Below are 17500 nucleotides of genomic sequence, written 5' to 3'. Positions count from 1 at the left end.
CTCGCACCAAGCCGACACGCCGCACCTCAACGTCAAAATCCGGCTGTAGTACTAGATGTACCCGGCCAGGACGTCGGTGACGGTGGGCAGCGGCGTGGCGAGTTGAGACAGGACGCGACGTGATGATGCTCGTTGCAGCCGGGCCCGTTCGGTGCTCCCGTGCTGCCGCCGTGGCCCGACCGGCCCGCCGTTCAGCTTCGGCTCAGACGGGCGGCCGGTCCCGCCGCGAGGGATCGGCCTCACCGACCGCCGTCACGTTCATCGTCCCGCTCGCCGTGGGTGGCGCGGTCGATCACTTCGGCGGCGCAGTCGGCGGATGAGAGGACCGCGGCAAGGGTGTCGACCGCCAGTGCCGCGGCGCTGAGCAGCAGCCCGGCCGCGGCCTCCGCCGTGGCTTCCACCGCCGCCAGCGGTGAGTTCACGCTCGCCTCGACGTGTCGCCCGTCGGTGCGGGCGGTACCGGTGGGTCGGGGGAGTGCAGCAAGGGGTGCACGGCGAACGGCTCCGTCGGTGTGGCGTGTACGCCGTCGCCGATCACCCCGGCCAGGTCGGTTCGTTGATGATGGGCCCGGTGCCGTGGATGGGCACATGCCGGCCTTCCTTTCGATCCCCCCTCGTGTGGGTAGGGCGCGGTGCACGATCCTCGGCCGACGGACACCCGGCAGACTCAGCGGCATCACCGGCCGGTTGCAGTGCGGGTCCGAGCACCGCATGCTGCCGCCGTCACTCGTCGCCCTTCGCAGGCCTGTGGTCGGCGGTCGCTCACGTCACGTCAGGTCCAGCACGAGCGTGCATCGACGTCGCGACCCACTCTCGTCGTGACTCGGCGGCTGGATCGCCGCGGACCCGCACACCGTCGGGCCCGCGCACCCAGCCCGCGGCGTCGAGCCGCCGGCGGACCCCGGCCCGGTGCGCCTCGCGGTCGACGACGTCCCGGTCGACCCCGCCGACCCGTCCCGCCACCACAAGGTCGTGCACAGGGAGCCCCTACGACGCCGCCCGGGCGGGCGCCCGGGCGGGCGCCCCCCACCGACCGCGTCGGCACCGCAGGGCCGAGTTGCAAACTATCGGCAACAGCATCACGCTGGCCCCCGCGCGCACATCGCAGCCCACCCCGGACGGGAGACCCCGATGGCGGAGTACACGCTCCCCGACCTGCCCTACGACTACGGCGCCCTCGAGCCGCACATCTCGGGCAAGATCATGGAGCTGCACCACGACAAGCACCACAACACCTACGTCACGGGGCTGAACACCGCGATCGACGCCCTCGCCGAGGCCCGCGAGCAGGACACGATCGGCACGACGGCCCTGCTGTGGGAGAAGAACCTCGCCTTCAACTACGGCGGGCACATCAACCACTCGATCTTCTGGGTCAACCTCAGCCCCGACGGCGGCGACAAGCCGACCGGGGACCTGGCGTCGGCGATCGACCGCGACTTCGGCTCGTTCGACCTCTTCCAGAAGCACTTCACCGCGGTCGCCACGACCATCCAGGGCTCGGGCTGGGCGATCCTCGGCGTCGACACGCTCACCGGCAAGCTGCGCATCTTCCAGCTCTACGACCAGCAGGCCAACGTGCCGCTGGGCATCGTGCCGGTGGTCATGCTCGACATGTGGGAGCACGCCTTCTACCTGGACTACCAGAACGTGAAGCCGGACTACGTCAAGGCCTGGTGGAACGTCGTCAACTGGGCCGACGCCGCCCGGCGCTTCGAGCACGCGCAGGGACTCCGCATCGCCTGACCTGCCCCGGAACTCGCGCGGTGATCGTTCCGACAAGCGTCCGCCGCGCGGCGCGCGGCGACCCCTCGACCCTCCTCGGCCGAGGGGTCGTCGTGTGTCAGGACCCCGGCAGCTCGGCCAGGAGCTCGGCGCGGATCTCCGGACGCCCCGCGGCGACGAGGGTGAACGCCGCCTCCCGCGCCAGGCGCCGCGCCGGGTGGCGCCCGACGATCGCCCGGCTCCCCACGGCGACGGTCAGCGTCGCGGCGGCGCGGACGGCCAGCGCGGAGGCCGCGGCGCGGGCCGGCGCCATGCGGGCGACATCGGCGAGGCCGGCGTCGAGGTCGTCGCGGGCCGCGTCGAGCGCCTTGCGCAGGGCCGCCGAGGCGTCGGGCTCGCCGGCGTCGGCGACCAGCCCGGCGCAGCGCCCCGCCACCCCGAGCGCGAGGCAGCCGTTGATGCGCGCACTGACGTGCTGGCCGGCGAGGAACTCGGCGCGCGACGGCGTCGCGACCACGGCGTCCTCGCCGACGAACCACCCGTCGACGTCGAGGCGCACGGTGCGACTGCCGTTCGCGGCCGCGAGGTCGAGGGGGTGCACGGTGACGCCGTCGGCGGCGTGCGCGGGCACGAGCAGGGCGACGACGCGCGCGTGCTCGTCGTCGGTGTCGGTGGTCGCCGCGTCACGCGCCGACACCTGGAGCAGGTCGACCAGGCCCCAGCCGGTGACCAGCGGGGCGACGCCGTCGAGGCGCCAGCCGCCGTCGACCGCGGTGGCCCAGAGCTTCGGCGGCTGCGGGCTCGCGCCGGCGAAGGCCACGCCGCACCGGGTGGTGCCCCGCGCGGCGTCGGCGAGGTAGCGCTCCCGCAGGGCGGTGTTGGCCGTCGCCGACAGCCCGCGCACCACGCCGTGGTGCTGCATCCACGTGAACGTCGTCGTCAGGCACGCCCCGGCGAGGATCTCGACGACACCGACGAAGTCCTCGAACGCGACGTCGTCCGCGGTGGCCAGCCCGTAGAGCCCCGCGTCGGCCAGCGCGCGGAAGTGCCCCTCGGGGATGGTCGAGGTCCGGTCGACCTCGTCCGCGGTCGGTGCCAGCACGTCGGCGGCCACCGCGCGGGCCCGGTCCAGGAGGTCGCCCATGACCCGCGACGATAGCTCCGCCACCCTCTGAGCCGATCCGGTCGCCGCTAGGCTGGGCCCCATGTCCGAGCCCGCCGCGCCCCGCACGGCCGCGGTCGACGACTACATCAAGACGATCTACGCGGTGTACGAGCGGGGCGAGGGACCCGCGTCGACCACGGCGCTGGCCCGGCGTCTCGGCGTCGGTGCGTCCTCGGTGTCCGGGATGCTGCGCAAGCTCACCGACCAGGGGCTCGTCGAGCACCGCCCCTACGGCGGCGTGCGCCTCACCGACGACGGCACCCGCGCCGCGCTCGACGTCCTGCGCCGCCACCGGCTGCTCGAGACCTACCTGGTCCGCGAGCTCGGGTACGGGTGGGACGAGGTGCACGACGAGGCCGAGGTCCTCGAGCACCACGTCTCCCGCCGGCTGCTCGACCGCATGGACGCCCGGCTGGGCCACCCGCGGTTCGACCCGCACGGCGACCCCATCCCGGGCGCGGACGGCACCGTCGCGGAGTTCTCCGGGCGGCGCTTCGCCACGCTCGAGCCCGGCGACCGCGGGCAGCTCGTGCGTGTCGACGACACCGAGCCGGCCATGCTCGCCTGGCTGCGCGAGCACACCGTCGAGCTGGGCGTGACCCTCGAGCTCGTCGCGCGGCGCCCCTTCGGTGGCTCGTTCGAGGTGCGCGTGTCCGGGCCGGACCCCGAGCAGGATCTCGACCTCGGCCCCGAGCTGGCCGACGCCCTGTGGGTCGACGATGTCGTCGAAGGGGTGTTCCATCGCCGCCCCGCAACGTAGAGTTCGGCCAGCCGAACTTCGGGTGTAGGTTCGAGCGAAACCTTCGGCGGCGGACGACGGGGAGTGCCATGACCCTCGACGAGCTACCCCGCGGTCAGCGGGCCGTGGTCACCGCGCTCGACCTGCGCGGCGGCGAGCGCCGCCGCCTGATGGACCTCGGCCTGCTGCCCGGCGCGGCGATCCGCGCCGACATGACCAGCCCGCTGGGCGACCCCACGGCCTACGAGGTCCGCGGCGCGCTCGTCGTCCTCCGCCGCGGCCAGGCGCGCACCGTGCACGTCGAGGCCGGCTGCTCCGGGGAGAGCTGAGCCGTGGCGGCCCCGCTGCCGACGCCGGGCGTCGGGCCGTCCCCCGAGCAGGAGCCCGCCGGTGCCTGCGCGTCCTGCGCGCTCGCGCCGTCGTCCGCCCGTCTCGCCCGCCTCGGCCTCGCCCCCGGCCGCTACGACCACGTCGTCGCCCTGGCCGGCAACCCGAACACCGGCAAGAGCACGGTCTTCAACGCGCTCACCGGGCTGCGCCAGCACGTCGGCAACTGGGCGGGCAAGACCGTCGCGCGCGCGGAGGGCGGGTTCTCCTACGGCGGCACCGCCTACCGGATCGTCGACCTGCCCGGCACCTACTCGCTGCTGTCGACCAGCACCGACGAGGACGTCGCCCGCGACGTGCTGCTCTTCGGGCGCCCGGACGTCGTCGTGGTGGTCGTCGACGCGACGCGCCTCGAGCGCAACCTGCCCCTCGTGCTGCAGATCCGCCAGATCACCGGGCGGGTGGTGGTCGCGCTCAACCTCGTCGACGAGGCCCGCCGCCACGGCATCACCGTCGACACCCGCCACCTGACCCGCGAGCTCGGCGTCCCCGTCGTCGCCACCGCGGCCCGCCGCAACGAGGGCCTGCCCGAGCTGCTCGCGGCGATCGCGCAGGTCGCGACCACCGACGACCCGCCGAAGCCGCTGCGCCTGATCCACCACGACCCGGCGCTGGAGCGGGCCGTCGCCGACCTCGCGGCGCAGGTCGAGGCGCGCTTCCCCGGCGTGCCCAACAGCCGCTGGGTGGCGCTGCGCCTGCTCGAGGGCGACGCCGGCATCGAGGAGGCGGTGCGCAGCGGGACCCTCGGCGAGCTGGCCACACCCCGGGAAGCGGCATGACCGACCTCCTCGACGAGGCCGCACGGCTGCGCCGCGGGCTGTCGGACGATGTGGGCGACCGGGTCGTCGAGTCGCTCTACACCGACGCCGCCCGGATCGCCGGGACCAGCGTCGACCGCGACGACGCCCGCGCGCGCCTCACCGTCGACCGCGCCCTCGACCGCGTGCTCACCCACCGCGTGTGGGGCTTCGTGGCGATGGGCGTGCTGTTCTTCGGCGTCTTCTGGTTCACCATCGCCGGCGCCGCGGTGCCCTCGGACCTGCTCTACGTGCTGCTCGTCGAGAACGGGCACGCCTGGCTGCGCGGCATCTTCGACGCCGTCGGGTCGCCGTGGTGGCTCACCGGCCTGCTCGTCGACGGTGTCTACCTCGCGACCGCGTGGGTGGTCGCGGTGATGCTGCCGCCGATGGCGATCTTCTTCCCTCTCTTCACCCTGCTCGAGGACTTCGGCTACCTGCCGCGCGTGGCGTTCAACCTCGACCGGCTCTTCGCCCGCTCCGGCGCCCACGGCAAGCAGGCGCTGACGATGATGATGGGCTACGGCTGCAACGCCGCCGGCGTGACCGCCACACGCATCATCGACAGCCGCCGCGAGCGCCTCATCGCGATCATCACCAACAACTTCAGCATCTGCAACGGCCGCTGGCCGACGCTGATCCTCATGGGGACGATCTTCGTCGGTGCCGTGGTGCCGCCGGCGCTCGCGGGGTTCGTCGCCGCGGGCAGCGTGGTCGCCGTCGTGATCGTCGGGATCGGCGTGACCCTGGCGGTGTCGTGGTCGCTCTCGCGCACCGTGCTGCGCGGCGAGAGCTCGGTGTACTCGCTGGAGCTGCCGCCGTACCGCCCGCCCCAGATCTGGCGCACGCTCTACACCAGCATCATCGACCGCACGCTCAAGGTGCTGCGCCGCGCGCTGGTGATGGCCGCGCCCGCCGGCGCGGTGATCTGGCTGATCGGCAACGTGCACCTCGGCGACGCCAGCGTGGCCGCGCACCTGGTCACGGCACTGAGCCCGCTGGGCTGGGTGATCGGCCTCAACGGCGTCATCCTGCTCGCCTACCTCGTGGCGGTCCCGGCCAACGAGATCATCATCCCGACCATCGTCATGCTGACGCTGACCCTCGGCGCGAACACCCTCGGCGCGGCCCCGGGCGTGATGCTCGAGCTCGGCGACGACGCGCAGATCGGGACGGTGCTCGTCACCGCGGGTGGCTGGACGCTGCTCACCGCGGTGAACCTCATGCTGTTCACGCTGCTGCACAATCCGTGCAGCACCACCGTGCTGACCATCTGGCACGAGACCCGCAGCGTGCGCTGGACGACCCTGGCGACGCTGCTCCCGCTCGGGCTCGGGTTCGCGGTCTGCGCGCTCACGGCGGGCGTGGCGCGGCTGCTCGGGTGGGCCTGACCCGGGCGAGCTCGTCGAGCAGAACGCTTCGATCCGCGATCCATCGGGTGGCGGCGCCGCGACCGTCCGCCCGGCCAAGGGTGCCCCTCGTCCGTCTATTCGACCGACGGTGCCTTTCGCTCGGACGCGGGCGCACTCGCCGACCGCAGCAGGGTCAGGCGGAGGTCGCCTGCGCCGTGCGCTCGGTGGTCTCGCCGCGGGCGAGGCGGCGCTCGACGAGCGCCCCGAACACCAGGCCGAGCACGCCCCAGAGCAGCGCCTGGGCCGTGAACGACGCGACCCGGAAGGCGTAGAGCACGTCCGCGTCGAAGCCGGTGTAGATGATCGTCCCGGAGGCGTCGCGCAGCGGCAACGGCGTCTCGGTGACCCGCGGGCCGTTCTCGACGACGTTGATCGTCAGCTCGCCCAGGCCCGGCAGCACCGTCATGAGGATCGCCGACAGCGCGATGTAGACGACGCCGCCGACGAGCACGGCGTTCCAGGTGCCGATCCGCTCGCGGACCAGGCGGGCGACGAACACCGCCGCCGCGAGGAACGCGATCGAGCCGACGACCATCACCAGGTACAGGGCGGTCCGGTCGCCGATCGTCTCGTCGCTGCCGACCGCCGGCGGGCTCGCCGGGTACTTCACGAACGGCGTCGCGTAGATCGTCAGGAACCCGGCGCCGGCGACGAGGAGCGCCAGCACCCGCGGGCGCACCGCCACGCGGCCGTGCAGCAGCGTGTACGCCACCGCGAACAGCAGGCCCAGGGCGATGCCGATCCCGACCATGCCGAGACCGACACCGATCGTGGCCTGGAACCCGCGGCTGACGACCTCCTCCTCGGCGCCGCCGGCGGGGGCGGCCCCGGCCGCGGTGGCCAGGGCCTCCTCGGCCGCGCCGCGGCCCTCCTCGTAACCGATCGCGGCCTCGACCTGCGGCTCGGCGACGACGAGGGCGAACAACCAGGCGACGACCCCGGCGACGGCGCCGGCGAGCGCGCCGCGCAGGACGAAGGAGCGGGCCTCCATCAGTGGCAGGGGAAGCCGAGGAAGTGGCGGGCGTCGTGCACGAGCTCGTGGACGTAGCTCGTGTCACCGAAGACCGAGACCGCGCCCTGGTCGATGCCGATGAAGTAGTAGAGCACCAGCCCCACGAGCAGGGCGCTGGCCAGCCAGGGCAGCGTCTCCGAGGCGGAGACGGTGGTGGCCCGGGCGCGGGCGACGGCACCGGCAGTGGTCACGGGCTTCTCCTGTCCACGAACGCGACGACGTCGCCCTCCCCGTCGGAGGGCGACCGTTTGAGACCGTAGGGGCCCGACGATCACGCCGTCAACGTCTGAGCATGTGATGAGCTATTGGGACTGAGCTGGCGAGATCGCTCCCCGCGAGCGGCTGATCACGGAAGATGTCCGCCGACTCGCCGGAGTGGGGCGCGCTCCGTGGACGATCCTCGCCCCGGCCGTCGGGCTGGCGCTGCTCGCCGTCGTCGTGGCGCTGGTCCGGGAGTCGCGGACCAGCAGCTAACCCGCGACGTTCGCGCGGAGCTGCTCGAGCACCCGCCGGGTCGCGGCCTCGTCGTCCGGGTCGAGCCCGACCCGGAGGCGGCGATCGTGCTCCACCGCGACGTCGCGGAGCCGGCGGAAGGCGGCCCGGCCGGCCTCGGTGAGCTCGACGAGCTGGACCCGCCGGTTGGTCGGCTCTCGGCGCCGGGCGACCAGCCCGGCCTCCTCCATCCCGGCGAGGTGGTGGGTCAGCGTCGCGCCCTGGATGCCGACCGCGGCCGCGAGCTCCCGCTGGCTCGCGGCGCGGCCGGTCGTCAGCGCGAGCAGCACCAGCCAGGTCGACAGGGAACCGCCCGCCGCACCGAGCGCCGCGTCGAAAGCCCGGCCGACCTCGCGGGCCGCGGCGGCGAGCTGCAGTCCCAGCGGCGGCTCGGCGGGAGGACCGGAGGTGCGGTCGGGCATGGGAACAGTCTACCGCAATACTTCGACATCTAACGCATTGACCTCTAACGATTAGACTTCTAACGTTTGCCGGGACCGAGGAGGTCCCGATGAGCACTGCCCTCGCCCCGACCGACGCCCCCGTCGCACGGCGGCCCCGCCGCGGGATCGCGCTGCTGGTGATCGCGCTGGCCCAGCTGACGATCGCCCTCGACGCGACGATCGTGAACGTCGCGCTGCCCTCGGCCCAGGCCGCGCTGGGGTTCCCCGACGCCCAGCGCCACTGGGTGATCACGGCCTACACCGCCGTGTTCGGCGGGACGCTGCTGCTCGGCGGCCGGATCTCCGACCAGGTCGGCCGACGCCGGACCTTCGTGATCGGGCTCGTCGGGTTCGGCGCCGCCTCCGCGCTCGGCGCGCTGGCGCCGGACCTCGCGTGGCTCGCCGTGGCCCGCGGCCTCCAGGGCGCCTTCGCCGCGCTGCTCGCGCCCACCGTGCTCGCCCTGCTGTCGGTGAGCTTCCCCGAGCCCCGCGAGCGGGGCCGGGCGTTCGCGGTCTTCGGCGCCGTCGCCGGCGGGGGCGGCGCCGTCGGGCTCGTCCTCGGCGGGCTTCTCGCCGAGACGGTCGGGTGGCGCGGCTGCCTGGTCGTCGCCGTGCCGATCGTCGCGGTGACCGCCCTCGGGGCGCGCTTCCTGCCCCGCAGCGAGGGCGCCGGCGCCCGGCGTCGCCGGGACGCGACCGGGGCGGTGCTGGTCACGGCCGCGCTCGTCGCGCTCGTCGCCGGCTGCTCGGCCGCGGTGGGCACCGGCGGGACCGTCGGACTGCTCGCCCTGGGCGCGGTGCTGCTCGCGGCCTTCGTGCGCCACGAGGCCCGCACGCCGGAGCCGTTGCTGCCGCTGTCCCTCCTCACCGATCGCGTCCTCGTCGGCGCGTGCCTGACCGTCGGCCTCACCGCGGCCGGCATCCTCGGCGCCTTCCTCGTCCTGACCTACGTCCTGCAGGCCGTGCTCGGGTTCTCCCCACTGGTGACGGGCCTGGCGTTCCTGCCGATGTCCGGGGCGCTCTTCCTCGGCGCGCAGGTCGCCGGCCGGGTGATGGCGCGCGTCGCGACGCGGACCCTGGTCGTCCCCGGCCTGCTCGTCGCCGCCTGCGGCATGCTGCTGCTGGCCCGCCTGACCCCGCACAGCACCTACGTGAGCGGCGTCCTGCCCGCCGAGCTGCTGCTCGGTGTCGGGATCGGCGCGGTGTTCACCCCCGTGATCAGCCTGGCCACGGGGCGGGCGACGCCGGCCGCCGCCGGCGTCACGGCCGCCGTGGTCTCCACCAGCCAGCAGCTCGGCGGCTCGCTCGGCGTGGCCGGGCTCAACGCCCTCGCCGCCGTCGTGGGCGGAGCGGCCGGCGCGCGCACTGTCGAGGCCCTGGTCGCCGGCAGCACCGCCGCCGCCACGGGTGCCGCCGTCGCGATGGTCGTCGCGGCCGCCGTCGCCGTTCTCCTCCTGCGCTCCACCCGCTGACCCGTCGACCCACGAGAGACAGGACCTCGCCATGAACGACACCGACCTCGTGCTCGTGACCGGCGCGAGCGGCCACGTCGGCGCCGAGCTCGTCGACCGGCTCGCCGCGACCGGCTCGCGCGTCCGGGCCATGAGCCGCAAGCCCCAGGATGTCGCCGTTCCCGTCGGGGCCGCGGTGGTCCGCGGGGACGCCGACGAGCCGGCGTCGCTCGACGCCGCGTTCGCCGGCGTCGACCGGGCCTTCCTGATGTCCGCGGAGACCATCGACCCGGACACCGGACCCACCCACGTCCCGGCGCTCGTCGACGCCGCCGTGCGCGCCGGCGTCTCGCACCTCGTGCTGCTCTCCGTGTACAGCGGCGGGGAGGGCGGCGACGTCCTCGCCGCGTGGTGGGCGCAGATCGAGCGGTCCGTCGTCGGCAGCGGCCTGCGGTGGACCCTGCTGCGGCCCGGCCGGTTCATGTCGAACGCGCTGGCCTGGGCCTCCCGGCTCGACGGGAGCGACGAGGTGGCCGTCCCCTTCGCCCACCGCCCGGCCGCGTCGATCGACCCCGCCGACATCGCCGCGGTCGCGGCCGCCGCCCTCACCGACACCGACGGCCGTCACGACGGCGCCACGCACCAGCTCTCCGGACCCGCGGCGATGACCCCGTCCGACGAGCTCGCCGCGATCGGGGCCCTGCTCGGCCGGCCGCTGCGAGCCGTCGAGCCGCCCCTCGATCAGGTGCGCGCGGGGATGATCCGCAGCGGGATGCGCGAGGCGGTCGTCGACGCGGCTCTGGCCAGGACCCTCGAGAGCAGCGACGGCGCCGAGGTGCTGCCCACCGTCGAGCGGGTGCTCGGACGCCCGGCCCGCTCGTTCGGCGACTGGCTCGACGCCCACCGCGACGCGTTCACCGCCGGGCGGTCGCCGGCCTCGCCCTCCTCGGCGGTGTGACCCACGTGGTGGGGGCGGTCACCGCCCGCCGAGAATCCTCGTCGTGCGCCTGCACCTGCTCGCCCACGCCGCGACCGCCGCGACCCGGGCGGCGCGCTTCCCGGACGACGAGTCCCTCGACGCCGGGGGACGCCGCACCGCCTCGGAGCTGGAGGTGACGACGCCGGAGCACCTCTGGTGCGCGCCGCCGGCCCGCTGCCGGGAGACGGCCGCGCTCGTCCTGCCCGAGCAGCCGATCGAGGGCGACGCCCCCGCCGGCCCGGACCCCGGCGCCTGGGCCGGACGCTCCCCCGCCGACCTCGCCGCCGAGGACCCGGCCGCCCTGCAGGCCTGGATGACCGACCCGGCCGCCACCCCGCCGGGCGGGGAGTCGCTCGCGTCGCTCGTCGCGCGCGTCGGGGGCTGGATGGACGGGCTGCCCGGCGAGGACCGGACCGTCGGCCTCGCGGTCGTCGACCCGCCCGTCGTGCGTGCCGCGATCGCCCACGCCCTGAGCGCCGGCCCCGCGGTGGCCTGGCGCGTCGACGTCGCGCCGCTGACCCTCGCCGTGCTCACGGGGCGCGGCGGGCGCTGGAACCTGCGGTCGTTGAGCAGCTAGACGAGCTGCTCCCGCACCGACTCGACGTCGATCAGGGAGCGCACCTCGGCGATCCGGCCGTCGGCGAAGCGGTAGAACACGTGCTCGGCGAACGCGACGCGGCGCCCGTCGGCGGCCAGGCCCCGGAACTCCCCGCGCGGGGTGCAGTCGAACCACAGACGCGCGGCCACCCGGTCGCCCTGCACCACCAGCTGGTCCACGGTGAAGACGAGGTCGGGGATGGTCGTGACGTCGCCGACCAGCAGGTCCCGGTACTCCCCCCGCGTCATCGGCGCGCCGTTGTAGGTGATCGCCTCGTGGACGAACCGGTCGAGGTCGTCGAACCGGCGCTCGTTGAGGCAGGCCAGGTACGCGCGGTAGACCTCGATCACCGTCTCCGCACCAGGTAGGTGTCCATGATCCAGCCCTTCCGCTCCCGCTCCTCGGCGCGTCGCGCGAGGATCTGCTCGCGCACGTCGGCGACCCGCCCGGCGAGCAGCACCTCGTCGGGCGTGCCGACGTAGGCGCCCCAGTAGACGGTGGCGTCGTCGGGCAGGTGGTCGAGCCCGTGGTCCCTGGCGCTGTCGAGCATGACGACGAGGTCGGCCTCGCCGGAGTCGACGCTGTCGTCGAGCACGCGGCGCGCCGGCGTGATCGTCGCGGCGCGGGCGGTGCGGGTGAGCGTCGTGCGGTGGGCCGCGGCCAGCACGGTCGGCGCGCCGAGCCCGGGCACGACCCGCCAGTCGAGCTCGACCCGCCCGCGGGCGTCCAGGCGGTGCAGCATCTCGACGGTGCCGTCGTAGATCGCGGGGTCGCCCCAGACGAGCAGGGCGCACGAGCCGCCGTCGGGCACCTCGTCGAGCAGCGTCTGCTCGTAGAGCGCGGCGCGCTCGTCGCGCCAGCGCTCGGTGGCGCCCTCGTAGTCCGGGGACGCGCGGTCGCGCACGGCGTCGTCGCGTTCGACGACCCGGGCCTGCGGCGCGAAGCGCGCCACGATCCGCGCCCGGATCGCGGTGAGCTCGTCGGCGGGACCGGGCTTGTGCAGCAGCACCACCACATCGACGCCGCCGAGCGCCTCGACCGCGTCGAGCGTCAGCTGCCCCGGGTCGCCCAGTCCGATCCCCACCACCTGCACGGTCCGCACGGGGACGCACGGTCTCACGGAGCGGGCGCCGCTGCGGGTGTGACGTCGACCGTCACCGGCACCGTGACGACCTGCCAGCCCCGCTGGACCTGCACCCACAGCTGGTAGCGACCCGCCCGCGGGAAGGTGTGCTCGAAGGAGACCCGCGGCCCGTGGGTGCCGGCCGGACCGGGCGCGCCCATGTCGTGGACGTGCCCGAACGCCGACGCCGGGTCCACCGGGTCCGGCGTCCCGCCCAGCCCCGGGCCGAGCACCATGAGGTGCCCGGCCATGCCCAGCCAGCCCTGCAGGTCGGTCACCTGCCGGCCGCCCTGCCCGAACGTCGCGACGACCGACGTCGGGCGCCCCGCGACGGCCTCGGGGACGGCGACGTCGACCTGCATCCCGGCGGCCTCGCGCGGGCCCGGCCCGGGCGCCGGGGCCGCCGGGACGCTCGGGCCCGGGACCTCGAACGCCGTGCGCGCCACCTGGTGCCCGCCGTCGCCGGCGCGCTCCATCTCGGCGAACACCCCGTAGCGCCCGGCGGCTCCGGGCGTCAGGCGCACGACGTAGCGCCCGGGGGCGGTGCGCACCGGGTGGACGTGCGCGAGCTGCCGGTCGGGTCCGATCACCGCGAGGTGGACGAGGGCGTCGTCGTGGATCGCGAGATCGTCGACCCTCGCGCCGGTGGAGGAGTCGGTGAGGTCGAGGACGAGGTCGACCGGGGCGCCGGGGCTCGCCGGGGTCGCCGTGCTCGCGGTCGCCACCACGCTGCCGCTGGTCATCGGCATCGGTGTCGGGGCGGTGGGGGCCCCGCCGCCGTGACCGGCGTGGCCTCCGGCGGGTGGAGCGGTGACCGGGGCCGGCGCCGCCGTCGGGGTCGTGGGCGCCGACGACGGCGCCGTCGCCACCGCCGTGCCCGCGACCGTCAGCCCGACGAGCGCGACCGCCCCGAGCCCGATCGCCACCCGCGGCCGCTGCCGCGCGCTCGGCGTGAGGGCGGCGACCAGCGCGACCACACCGAGCAGCGCGCCGACCCGGACCGCCCACACCCAGCCCGGGGTGGACGCCGGCACGGCGACGGTGATCGGGACGCGGGCGACGGTGGTGCCGTCGGCGACGGTGACCTCCCAGGCGCCCGGCGCGTCGGCGCTCAGCGCCACCTCGCGCGGCTGCCCGACCGGCGCGACGGGCACCGCGACGGGGTCGGCCGGGACACCGCCCGGACGCACCGCCGCGAGCTGGACCTCGCCGGGCGGCGCGTCGCCGCGCGGGAGCACGACGACCGGCAGCCGGCCGCCGCCCCCGGGCGGGGCGGTGATCGTCAGCGCCAGCTCGCGCGCGCCGAGGTCGAGCTCGATGCGCTGGACGCCGGTGGGCGTGGCCTCGTGCGCGAGCGCGGCCGGGGCGACGAGCGCCGCGAGCGCGCCGAGCAGCACGAGCACGACGACCGCCCGGCGGGGGGCCTGCTGCGCGATCACGAGGCACATCTCATCAGCCAGTGAGGTGGGGCAGCCATACCCAGCCTGGCCCCGCCCGGTCGACGCCCCGCTCACCGTGGCCCTGCACCCGCTGCTGCGGCGCTGGTCGCGGAGGACGACCACGACGTGGTCCGTAACGCTCTGCGCGTTCCGCCGATCCCCTACCAGGACGGCGCGGCGCGGAGGTCGGGAGACATGAAGACGACGACCCGGGACGCTGGCGACTCGGCTCCGTCATCCGATGACTCGAACGGCCCCGAGTCGATGAGCAGGGGTAAGCGGCTCGGCGTCTCGATGCTGATCGTCCTGATCCTGCTGGGGGTGTTCGCCAGCAGCACTCCGAGCTCGGCCCTCAAGGACGGCCTCCTCGACCTGACGCGGCCCTATCTCCTGCTGACCGGCATCGATCAGTCGTGGGGAGTGTTCGCGCCCAACCCGCCTCGCACGACGAATCACGTCTTCGCGCGCGTCGACCGCGATGACGGGACGGTCGGCGTGTATCCGATGGCGTCCGACGCCGGCCTCCCGGAGTACTGGAACTACCGGTGGCGCAAGTACGCCGAACAGCTGTGGCGCAAGCCGGCGGCCGAGCGGGAACGGGTGGCCTTCGCCCGCTGGACCGCCGAGCAGGACAGAGCGGCGGGGCACTGGCCGGTGACCGTGACGCTGGTGCGCTCCGCCCGCACGAACCCGCCGCCCGCCACCGTGCAGGACGCGAGTCTGTGGCGCGAGGTCCCGTTCTTCACGCTGCCGGTGGGGTCCCCGTGAGGACGCTGTGGGCCCTGATCCGCGACGGCTGGAACCGATTCTGGTTCGCCCCCCAGTCGACAGCTCCGGTCGAACTCCTGCGGATCGTGTTCGGGATGCTCGCGACCGCTTGGATGATCTCGCTGACGCCTGTCCTCGGCCCGTTCTTCGGCGCGGTCGCTGCGGTCCCGAAGCGTGAGCTGCCGACCGGTGGCTGGACGCTCCTCACCCTCGTCCACGGCACGCCCTTGATCTGGGTTCTGTGGCTGTCGGGCCTGCTCGGGGCGCTGTCGCTCATCGTCGGCTTCCGCACAAGACTCGCCGCGTTGCTCGCCTTCGTGACAGTCCTGTCCGTGACCCGCGAGGCGCCACTCGCCTTCAACGCGGGGGACGGGCTGATACGGCTCCTCGCGCTCTACGTACTCCTCATGCCCGCAGGATCGGCCGTGTCGGTGGACAGGTGGCGCGCCGACCGGCACGGATGGTGCTCCTTCCCCCGCCGCGCGCCATGGGCGCTCCGCCTCGCGCAGGTCCAGCTCAGCGTGATCTACCTCGCCACCGTCGGGGAGAAGTCGGGAGGTGTTCTCTGGCAGGACGGTTCGGCGGTGTCCTACGCCTTGCGCATCGGGGAGCTCAACCGAGTCCCGGTGCCACCGTTCCTCACCGAGTCCCTCCTTCTCAGTCAGCTCGCCACCTACGGCACGGTCGCGACCGAGCTGGCCATCGCGGTCCTGGTCTGGAACCGCGTCGCCCGGCCGTGGGTGCTTGCCCTCGGTGTCCTCCTCCACGTCTCGATAGAGATCACCCTGGCGGTCGGTTTCTTCGGCGTCGCCGTGATCACCCTGTACCTCGCCTTCGTCCCACCCGACCGCGCGGAGCGGGTGCTGCTGTGGGGCCGTGGACGGCTCCGTCGCCACCGCTCGGTGCTCGCGACCGGGCCCGCGGCTCCGTCAGTGCCCGAGGTCCGGAAACCCAGGCACGTGCCCTCGAGAGAGCCCGTGCCGAAGGGCCCGGATGGCAGCGGCGCATTCAAGCACCTGAGCTAACACTTTGGTCACGACGCCTCTCCTCGGTAACGCTGAACGGGTGACAGTCGACACGTCAGCGTCGACGGGGCGACGCAACGTGCACCGGAGCGGGCCGGCAAGGGCCGGGGACGGAGAGAAAGGCATGACGAGTCAAGCAATGGGCCAGCGGGTCCTGGTGCTCGGGGCGGGGGTGCTGCTCATCAGCGCGCTCGGCGTCGGGTCGGCGTCCGCGACCTCGTCCACGGACAACACCTGCGTCGAGGTCACGACCTACGACCACCCGCGCTATGAGCACCCGACCAGCAGCCCCACGAGCCCGACGAGCTCGTCCAGCCCAACCAGCCCGTCGCTCCCGACGCTCCCGACGCTCCCGACGCTCCCGACGCTCCCGACGCTCCCATCGTTGCCCACCTCTCTCCCGTCGGTGTCGGTCCCGTCGAACACGCTGCAGGACGGCGGTGGGGAAACCTCAGCTCCGAGCCTCGAATCCCCCTCGGTGATCTCCGGTGACACCTCCTCGGCGACATCGTCCGGCGCCTCCGGGCGCCAGGGGCTGCGAGCCGACTCCCCCGGGACCGCGACTCCCACGCCCGAGGATCCGGACCTGGGTAACGGCCCGGACGGCTACACGAGCACCGACCAGGGCGAGGACTACGACTCGGGCTACGACTACGACCGCTACCGCGGTCACCACGGCAACAACAGCAGCGTGAGCTGCTACTACAACTACTCGGTCGGCCACTACTGGTACGACTACCGCCCGGTCGGCGAGGTGTACGCGACGCAGGTCAAGCGCGTCCCGTCCGGCGGCGTGGACACGGGCAACTGACGATGCCCGCGACCGACAAGGACACGGAGAAGAAGTCCGGGCTCTCGACGACCAACATCTCGATCGGCCTGATCGTGATCCTGGTCCTGCTCGCCCTGGTCGTCGGGGCGAACTCGAACGGGCCGGCGGGGTTCGGCGCGCCCACGCCGTTGGCCTCGTCGGCCCCGACGCGGGTGATCGTCCCGTCGATCTCGGCGGAGTCGACGCTCGTCCCGACCGGGCTCCAGGAGAACGGCAGCCTCGAGGTCCCGCCGGTGTCCCAGCCCATGCAGGCGTCGTGGTTCGACCAGAGCCCCACGCCGGGTGAGGTCGGGCCGAGCATCGTGCTCGGGCACGTCAACGGCGGCGGCCAGCCGGGGATCTTCGCGAACCTGGAGGACATCGTCTCCGGCGCGCAGGTGTTCGTCGACCGGGCCGACGGGCAGCGCGCCGTGTTCGAGGTCTCGCGGGTCGAGACGATCCCGAAGGACTCCTTCCCCACCGACGCGGTCTACAACGACACGGCCAACCCGCAGCTCCGGCTCATCACCTGCGGCGGGGACTACGACCGGGGCGCCCGGTCGTACCTCTCCAACGTGATCGTCTACGCCGACTTCGTCGAGGTGCAGAAGGTCTGACCGGCGCCGAGGGACCCGGGTGACCGGGTCCCGCGGCTCCCGTCATCGCGGGACGATCACCCGCATGCCCGGCGACACCGACCTCGACCGCCTGCTGACGGGCATGGAGCCGCTCCTGCACCCGCGGCGGTACGTCTGGGTCGGCGATCTCCCCGACGGGGTGGAAGCGCTCGCGACGATCCGCGAGGACGAGGGACTGTCCGCGATCGTGACGGCCGACGACGCCGACGCCCACGGGCTGGCCGGCGCCTTCCCGTGCGCCGGGATCACGCTGCGCGTGCACTCTGCGCTCGAGGCCGTCGGGTTCCTCGCCGCGATCGCCCGCGCGCTCACCGACGCCGGCATCAGCACCAACGCCGTCGCGGGCTTCCACCACGACCACCTGTTCGTGCCGTGGGAGCGCCGCCACGACGCGATGGCGGCGCTCCAGCGCGTCTCCGGTGCCGTGAAGACTCGTCGCCCCGACGTGGACGACGCGTAGCGGTCGGGCTCCGACGTTCGGTTGACACCGGCGCCG

The 17500-nt window shown here is 74.2% G+C and carries 21 protein-coding genes; 13 read left to right on the top strand and 8 right to left on the bottom strand.

The genetic code is table 11. The features are described from left to right. Window positions 1–239: 239 nt before the first annotated feature. Complete coding sequence (locus tag PHK61_RS28175) at window positions 240–422, bottom strand: hypothetical protein (RefSeq protein WP_274284350.1); 183 nt, start codon at window positions 420–422, stop codon at window positions 240–242. A 709-nt stretch (window positions 423–1131) separates the two neighbouring features. On the opposite strand from PHK61_RS28175, the gene PHK61_RS28170 reads away from it, so the two are divergent. Continuing rightward, a complete protein-coding gene (locus PHK61_RS28170; protein WP_274284349.1) occupies window positions 1132–1746 on the top strand; it encodes a superoxide dismutase in 615 nt (204 codons plus the stop codon). A 97-nt stretch (window positions 1747–1843) separates the two neighbouring features. Here PHK61_RS28170 and PHK61_RS28165 read toward each other — a convergent pair whose 3' ends face one another. Beyond that, entirely contained in the window at window positions 1844–2869 is a 1026-nt protein-coding gene (locus PHK61_RS28165; protein WP_274284348.1) for an acyl-CoA dehydrogenase family protein, read from the bottom strand. 61 nt (window positions 2870–2930) lie between these two features. Between PHK61_RS28165 and PHK61_RS28160 the strand changes: the two genes are divergently transcribed. The 4 genes from PHK61_RS28160 to PHK61_RS28145 all read left to right on the top strand — a co-directional run bounded on the left by PHK61_RS28160 (window position 2931) and on the right by PHK61_RS28145 (window position 6204). Beyond that, window positions 2931–3650 (top strand): metal-dependent transcriptional regulator, encoded by a 720-nt coding sequence (locus PHK61_RS28160; RefSeq protein WP_274284347.1) that lies wholly within the window; start codon window positions 2931–2933, stop codon window positions 3648–3650. Window positions 3651–3718: 68 nt separating this feature from the next. After that, window positions 3719–3958, top strand: a complete 240-nt coding sequence (locus PHK61_RS28155) for a FeoA family protein (protein ID WP_274284346.1) — start codon at window positions 3719–3721, stop codon at window positions 3956–3958. A 3-nt stretch (window positions 3959–3961) separates the two neighbouring features. Then, window positions 3962–4795: a FeoB small GTPase domain-containing protein gene (locus PHK61_RS28150; protein ID WP_274284345.1), complete on the top strand. Its 834-nt coding sequence runs from the start codon at window positions 3962–3964 to the stop codon at window positions 4793–4795. After that, window positions 4792–6204: a nucleoside recognition domain-containing protein gene (locus PHK61_RS28145; RefSeq protein ID WP_274284344.1), complete on the top strand. Its 1413-nt coding sequence runs from the start codon at window positions 4792–4794 to the stop codon at window positions 6202–6204. Before PHK61_RS28150 ends, PHK61_RS28145 begins: the two co-directional genes overlap by 4 nt. 154 nt (window positions 6205–6358) lie before the next feature. On the opposite strand, the gene PHK61_RS28140 is transcribed toward PHK61_RS28145, so the two are convergent. The 3 genes from PHK61_RS28140 to PHK61_RS28130 form a co-directional block, all read right to left on the bottom strand. Beyond that, entirely contained in the window at window positions 6359–7216 is an 858-nt protein-coding gene (locus PHK61_RS28140; RefSeq protein ID WP_274284343.1) for a CbtA family protein, read from the bottom strand. After that, on the bottom strand, window positions 7216–7428 hold the full coding sequence (locus tag PHK61_RS28135) for a CbtB domain-containing protein (protein ID WP_274284342.1): 213 nt from the start codon (window positions 7426–7428) through the stop codon (window positions 7216–7218). Before PHK61_RS28135 ends, PHK61_RS28140 begins: the two co-directional genes overlap by 1 nt. 279 nt (window positions 7429–7707) lie before the next feature. After that, window positions 7708–8151 carry a MarR family winged helix-turn-helix transcriptional regulator gene (locus PHK61_RS28130; protein ID WP_274284341.1) on the bottom strand — a complete coding sequence of 148 codons (444 nt, stop codon included), beginning with the start codon at window positions 8149–8151 and terminating at the stop codon, window positions 7708–7710. Between the two features lie 89 nt (window positions 8152–8240). On the opposite strand from PHK61_RS28130, the gene PHK61_RS28125 reads away from it, so the two are divergent. Genes PHK61_RS28125 through PHK61_RS28115 form a run of 3 tightly spaced genes read left to right on the top strand, consistent with a single transcriptional unit; the run spans window position 8241 to window position 11179 of the window. Further along, window positions 8241–9644 carry an MFS transporter gene (locus PHK61_RS28125; protein ID WP_274284340.1) on the top strand — a complete coding sequence of 468 codons (1404 nt, stop codon included), beginning with the start codon at window positions 8241–8243 and terminating at the stop codon, window positions 9642–9644. Between the two features lie 31 nt (window positions 9645–9675). Continuing rightward, entirely contained in the window at window positions 9676–10581 is a 906-nt protein-coding gene (locus PHK61_RS28120) for an NAD(P)H-binding protein (RefSeq protein ID WP_274284339.1), read from the top strand. A 43-nt stretch (window positions 10582–10624) separates the two neighbouring features. Beyond that, window positions 10625–11179, top strand: a complete 555-nt coding sequence (locus PHK61_RS28115) for a histidine phosphatase family protein (RefSeq protein ID WP_274284338.1) — start codon at window positions 10625–10627, stop codon at window positions 11177–11179. On the opposite strand, the gene PHK61_RS28110 is transcribed toward PHK61_RS28115, so the two are convergent. The 3 genes from PHK61_RS28110 to PHK61_RS28100 are packed head-to-tail and all read right to left on the bottom strand — an operon-like array spanning window position 11176 to window position 13762. Beyond that, window positions 11176–11550 (bottom strand): ester cyclase, encoded by a 375-nt coding sequence (locus tag PHK61_RS28110; RefSeq protein WP_274284337.1) that lies wholly within the window; start codon window positions 11548–11550, stop codon window positions 11176–11178. The two genes, PHK61_RS28115 and PHK61_RS28110, sit on opposite strands and share 4 nt — an antisense overlap. Beyond that, window positions 11547–12302: a precorrin-6A synthase (deacetylating) gene (cobF, locus tag PHK61_RS28105; protein ID WP_274284336.1), complete on the bottom strand. Its 756-nt coding sequence runs from the start codon at window positions 12300–12302 to the stop codon at window positions 11547–11549. The genes PHK61_RS28110 and cobF overlap by 4 nt, the downstream gene beginning before the upstream one ends. Window positions 12303–12316: 14 nt before the next feature. Beyond that, window positions 12317–13762, bottom strand: a complete 1446-nt coding sequence (locus PHK61_RS28100) for a hypothetical protein (RefSeq protein WP_274284335.1) — start codon at window positions 13760–13762, stop codon at window positions 12317–12319. A 195-nt stretch (window positions 13763–13957) separates the two neighbouring features. On the opposite strand from PHK61_RS28100, the gene PHK61_RS28095 reads away from it, so the two are divergent. From PHK61_RS28095 to PHK61_RS28075, 5 genes are all read left to right on the top strand, one after another. Then, on the top strand, window positions 13958–14530 hold the full coding sequence (locus PHK61_RS28095; protein WP_274284334.1) for a hypothetical protein: 573 nt from the start codon (window positions 13958–13960) through the stop codon (window positions 14528–14530). Next, a complete protein-coding gene (locus PHK61_RS28090; RefSeq protein ID WP_274284333.1) occupies window positions 14527–15555 on the top strand; it encodes an HTTM domain-containing protein in 1029 nt (342 codons plus the stop codon). Before PHK61_RS28095 ends, PHK61_RS28090 begins: the two co-directional genes overlap by 4 nt. A 124-nt stretch (window positions 15556–15679) precedes the next feature. Next, entirely contained in the window at window positions 15680–16366 is a 687-nt protein-coding gene (locus tag PHK61_RS28085) for a hypothetical protein (RefSeq protein WP_274284332.1), read from the top strand. A 2-nt stretch (window positions 16367–16368) separates the two neighbouring features. Then, a complete protein-coding gene (locus tag PHK61_RS28080) occupies window positions 16369–16983 on the top strand; it encodes a class F sortase (RefSeq protein ID WP_274284331.1) in 615 nt (204 codons plus the stop codon). Window positions 16984–17047: 64 nt separating this feature from the next. Continuing rightward, on the top strand, window positions 17048–17464 hold the full coding sequence (locus PHK61_RS28075; protein ID WP_274284330.1) for an ACT domain-containing protein: 417 nt from the start codon (window positions 17048–17050) through the stop codon (window positions 17462–17464). Window positions 17465–17500: the final 36 nt, after the last annotated feature.

Origin of the sequence: Actinomycetospora lutea (genome assembly GCF_028737205.1) — a bacterium.
Classification (GTDB): domain Bacteria; phylum Actinomycetota; class Actinomycetes; order Mycobacteriales; family Pseudonocardiaceae; genus Actinomycetospora; species Actinomycetospora lutea.
The sequence above is the reverse complement of the archived record's forward strand: the minus strand, read 5'-3'. Positions and strand labels throughout refer to the sequence as shown.

Coding starts and splice junctions, on each gene's coding strand:
- PHK61_RS28170 (WP_274284349.1), top strand. CDS start 1,132: ATGGCGGAGTACACGCTCCCCGACCTGCCCTACGACTACGGCGCCCTC.
- PHK61_RS28165 (WP_274284348.1), bottom strand. CDS start 2,869: ATGGGCGACCTCCTGGACCGGGCCCGCGCGGTGGCCGCCGACGTGCTG.
- PHK61_RS28160 (WP_274284347.1), top strand. CDS start 2,931: ATGTCCGAGCCCGCCGCGCCCCGCACGGCCGCGGTCGACGACTACATC.
- PHK61_RS28155 (WP_274284346.1), top strand. CDS start 3,719: ATGACCCTCGACGAGCTACCCCGCGGTCAGCGGGCCGTGGTCACCGCG.
- PHK61_RS28145 (WP_274284344.1), top strand. CDS start 4,792: ATGACCGACCTCCTCGACGAGGCCGCACGGCTGCGCCGCGGGCTGTCG.
- PHK61_RS28140 (WP_274284343.1), bottom strand. CDS start 7,216: ATGGAGGCCCGCTCCTTCGTCCTGCGCGGCGCGCTCGCCGGCGCCGTC.
- PHK61_RS28130 (WP_274284341.1), bottom strand. CDS start 8,151: ATGCCCGACCGCACCTCCGGTCCTCCCGCCGAGCCGCCGCTGGGACTG.
- PHK61_RS28125 (WP_274284340.1), top strand. CDS start 8,241: ATGAGCACTGCCCTCGCCCCGACCGACGCCCCCGTCGCACGGCGGCCC.
- PHK61_RS28120 (WP_274284339.1), top strand. CDS start 9,676: ATGAACGACACCGACCTCGTGCTCGTGACCGGCGCGAGCGGCCACGTC.
- PHK61_RS28095 (WP_274284334.1), top strand. CDS start 13,958: ATGAAGACGACGACCCGGGACGCTGGCGACTCGGCTCCGTCATCCGAT.
- PHK61_RS28085 (WP_274284332.1), top strand. CDS start 15,680: ATGACGAGTCAAGCAATGGGCCAGCGGGTCCTGGTGCTCGGGGCGGGG.
- PHK61_RS28080 (WP_274284331.1), top strand. CDS start 16,369: ATGCCCGCGACCGACAAGGACACGGAGAAGAAGTCCGGGCTCTCGACG.
- PHK61_RS28075 (WP_274284330.1), top strand. CDS start 17,048: ATGCCCGGCGACACCGACCTCGACCGCCTGCTGACGGGCATGGAGCCG.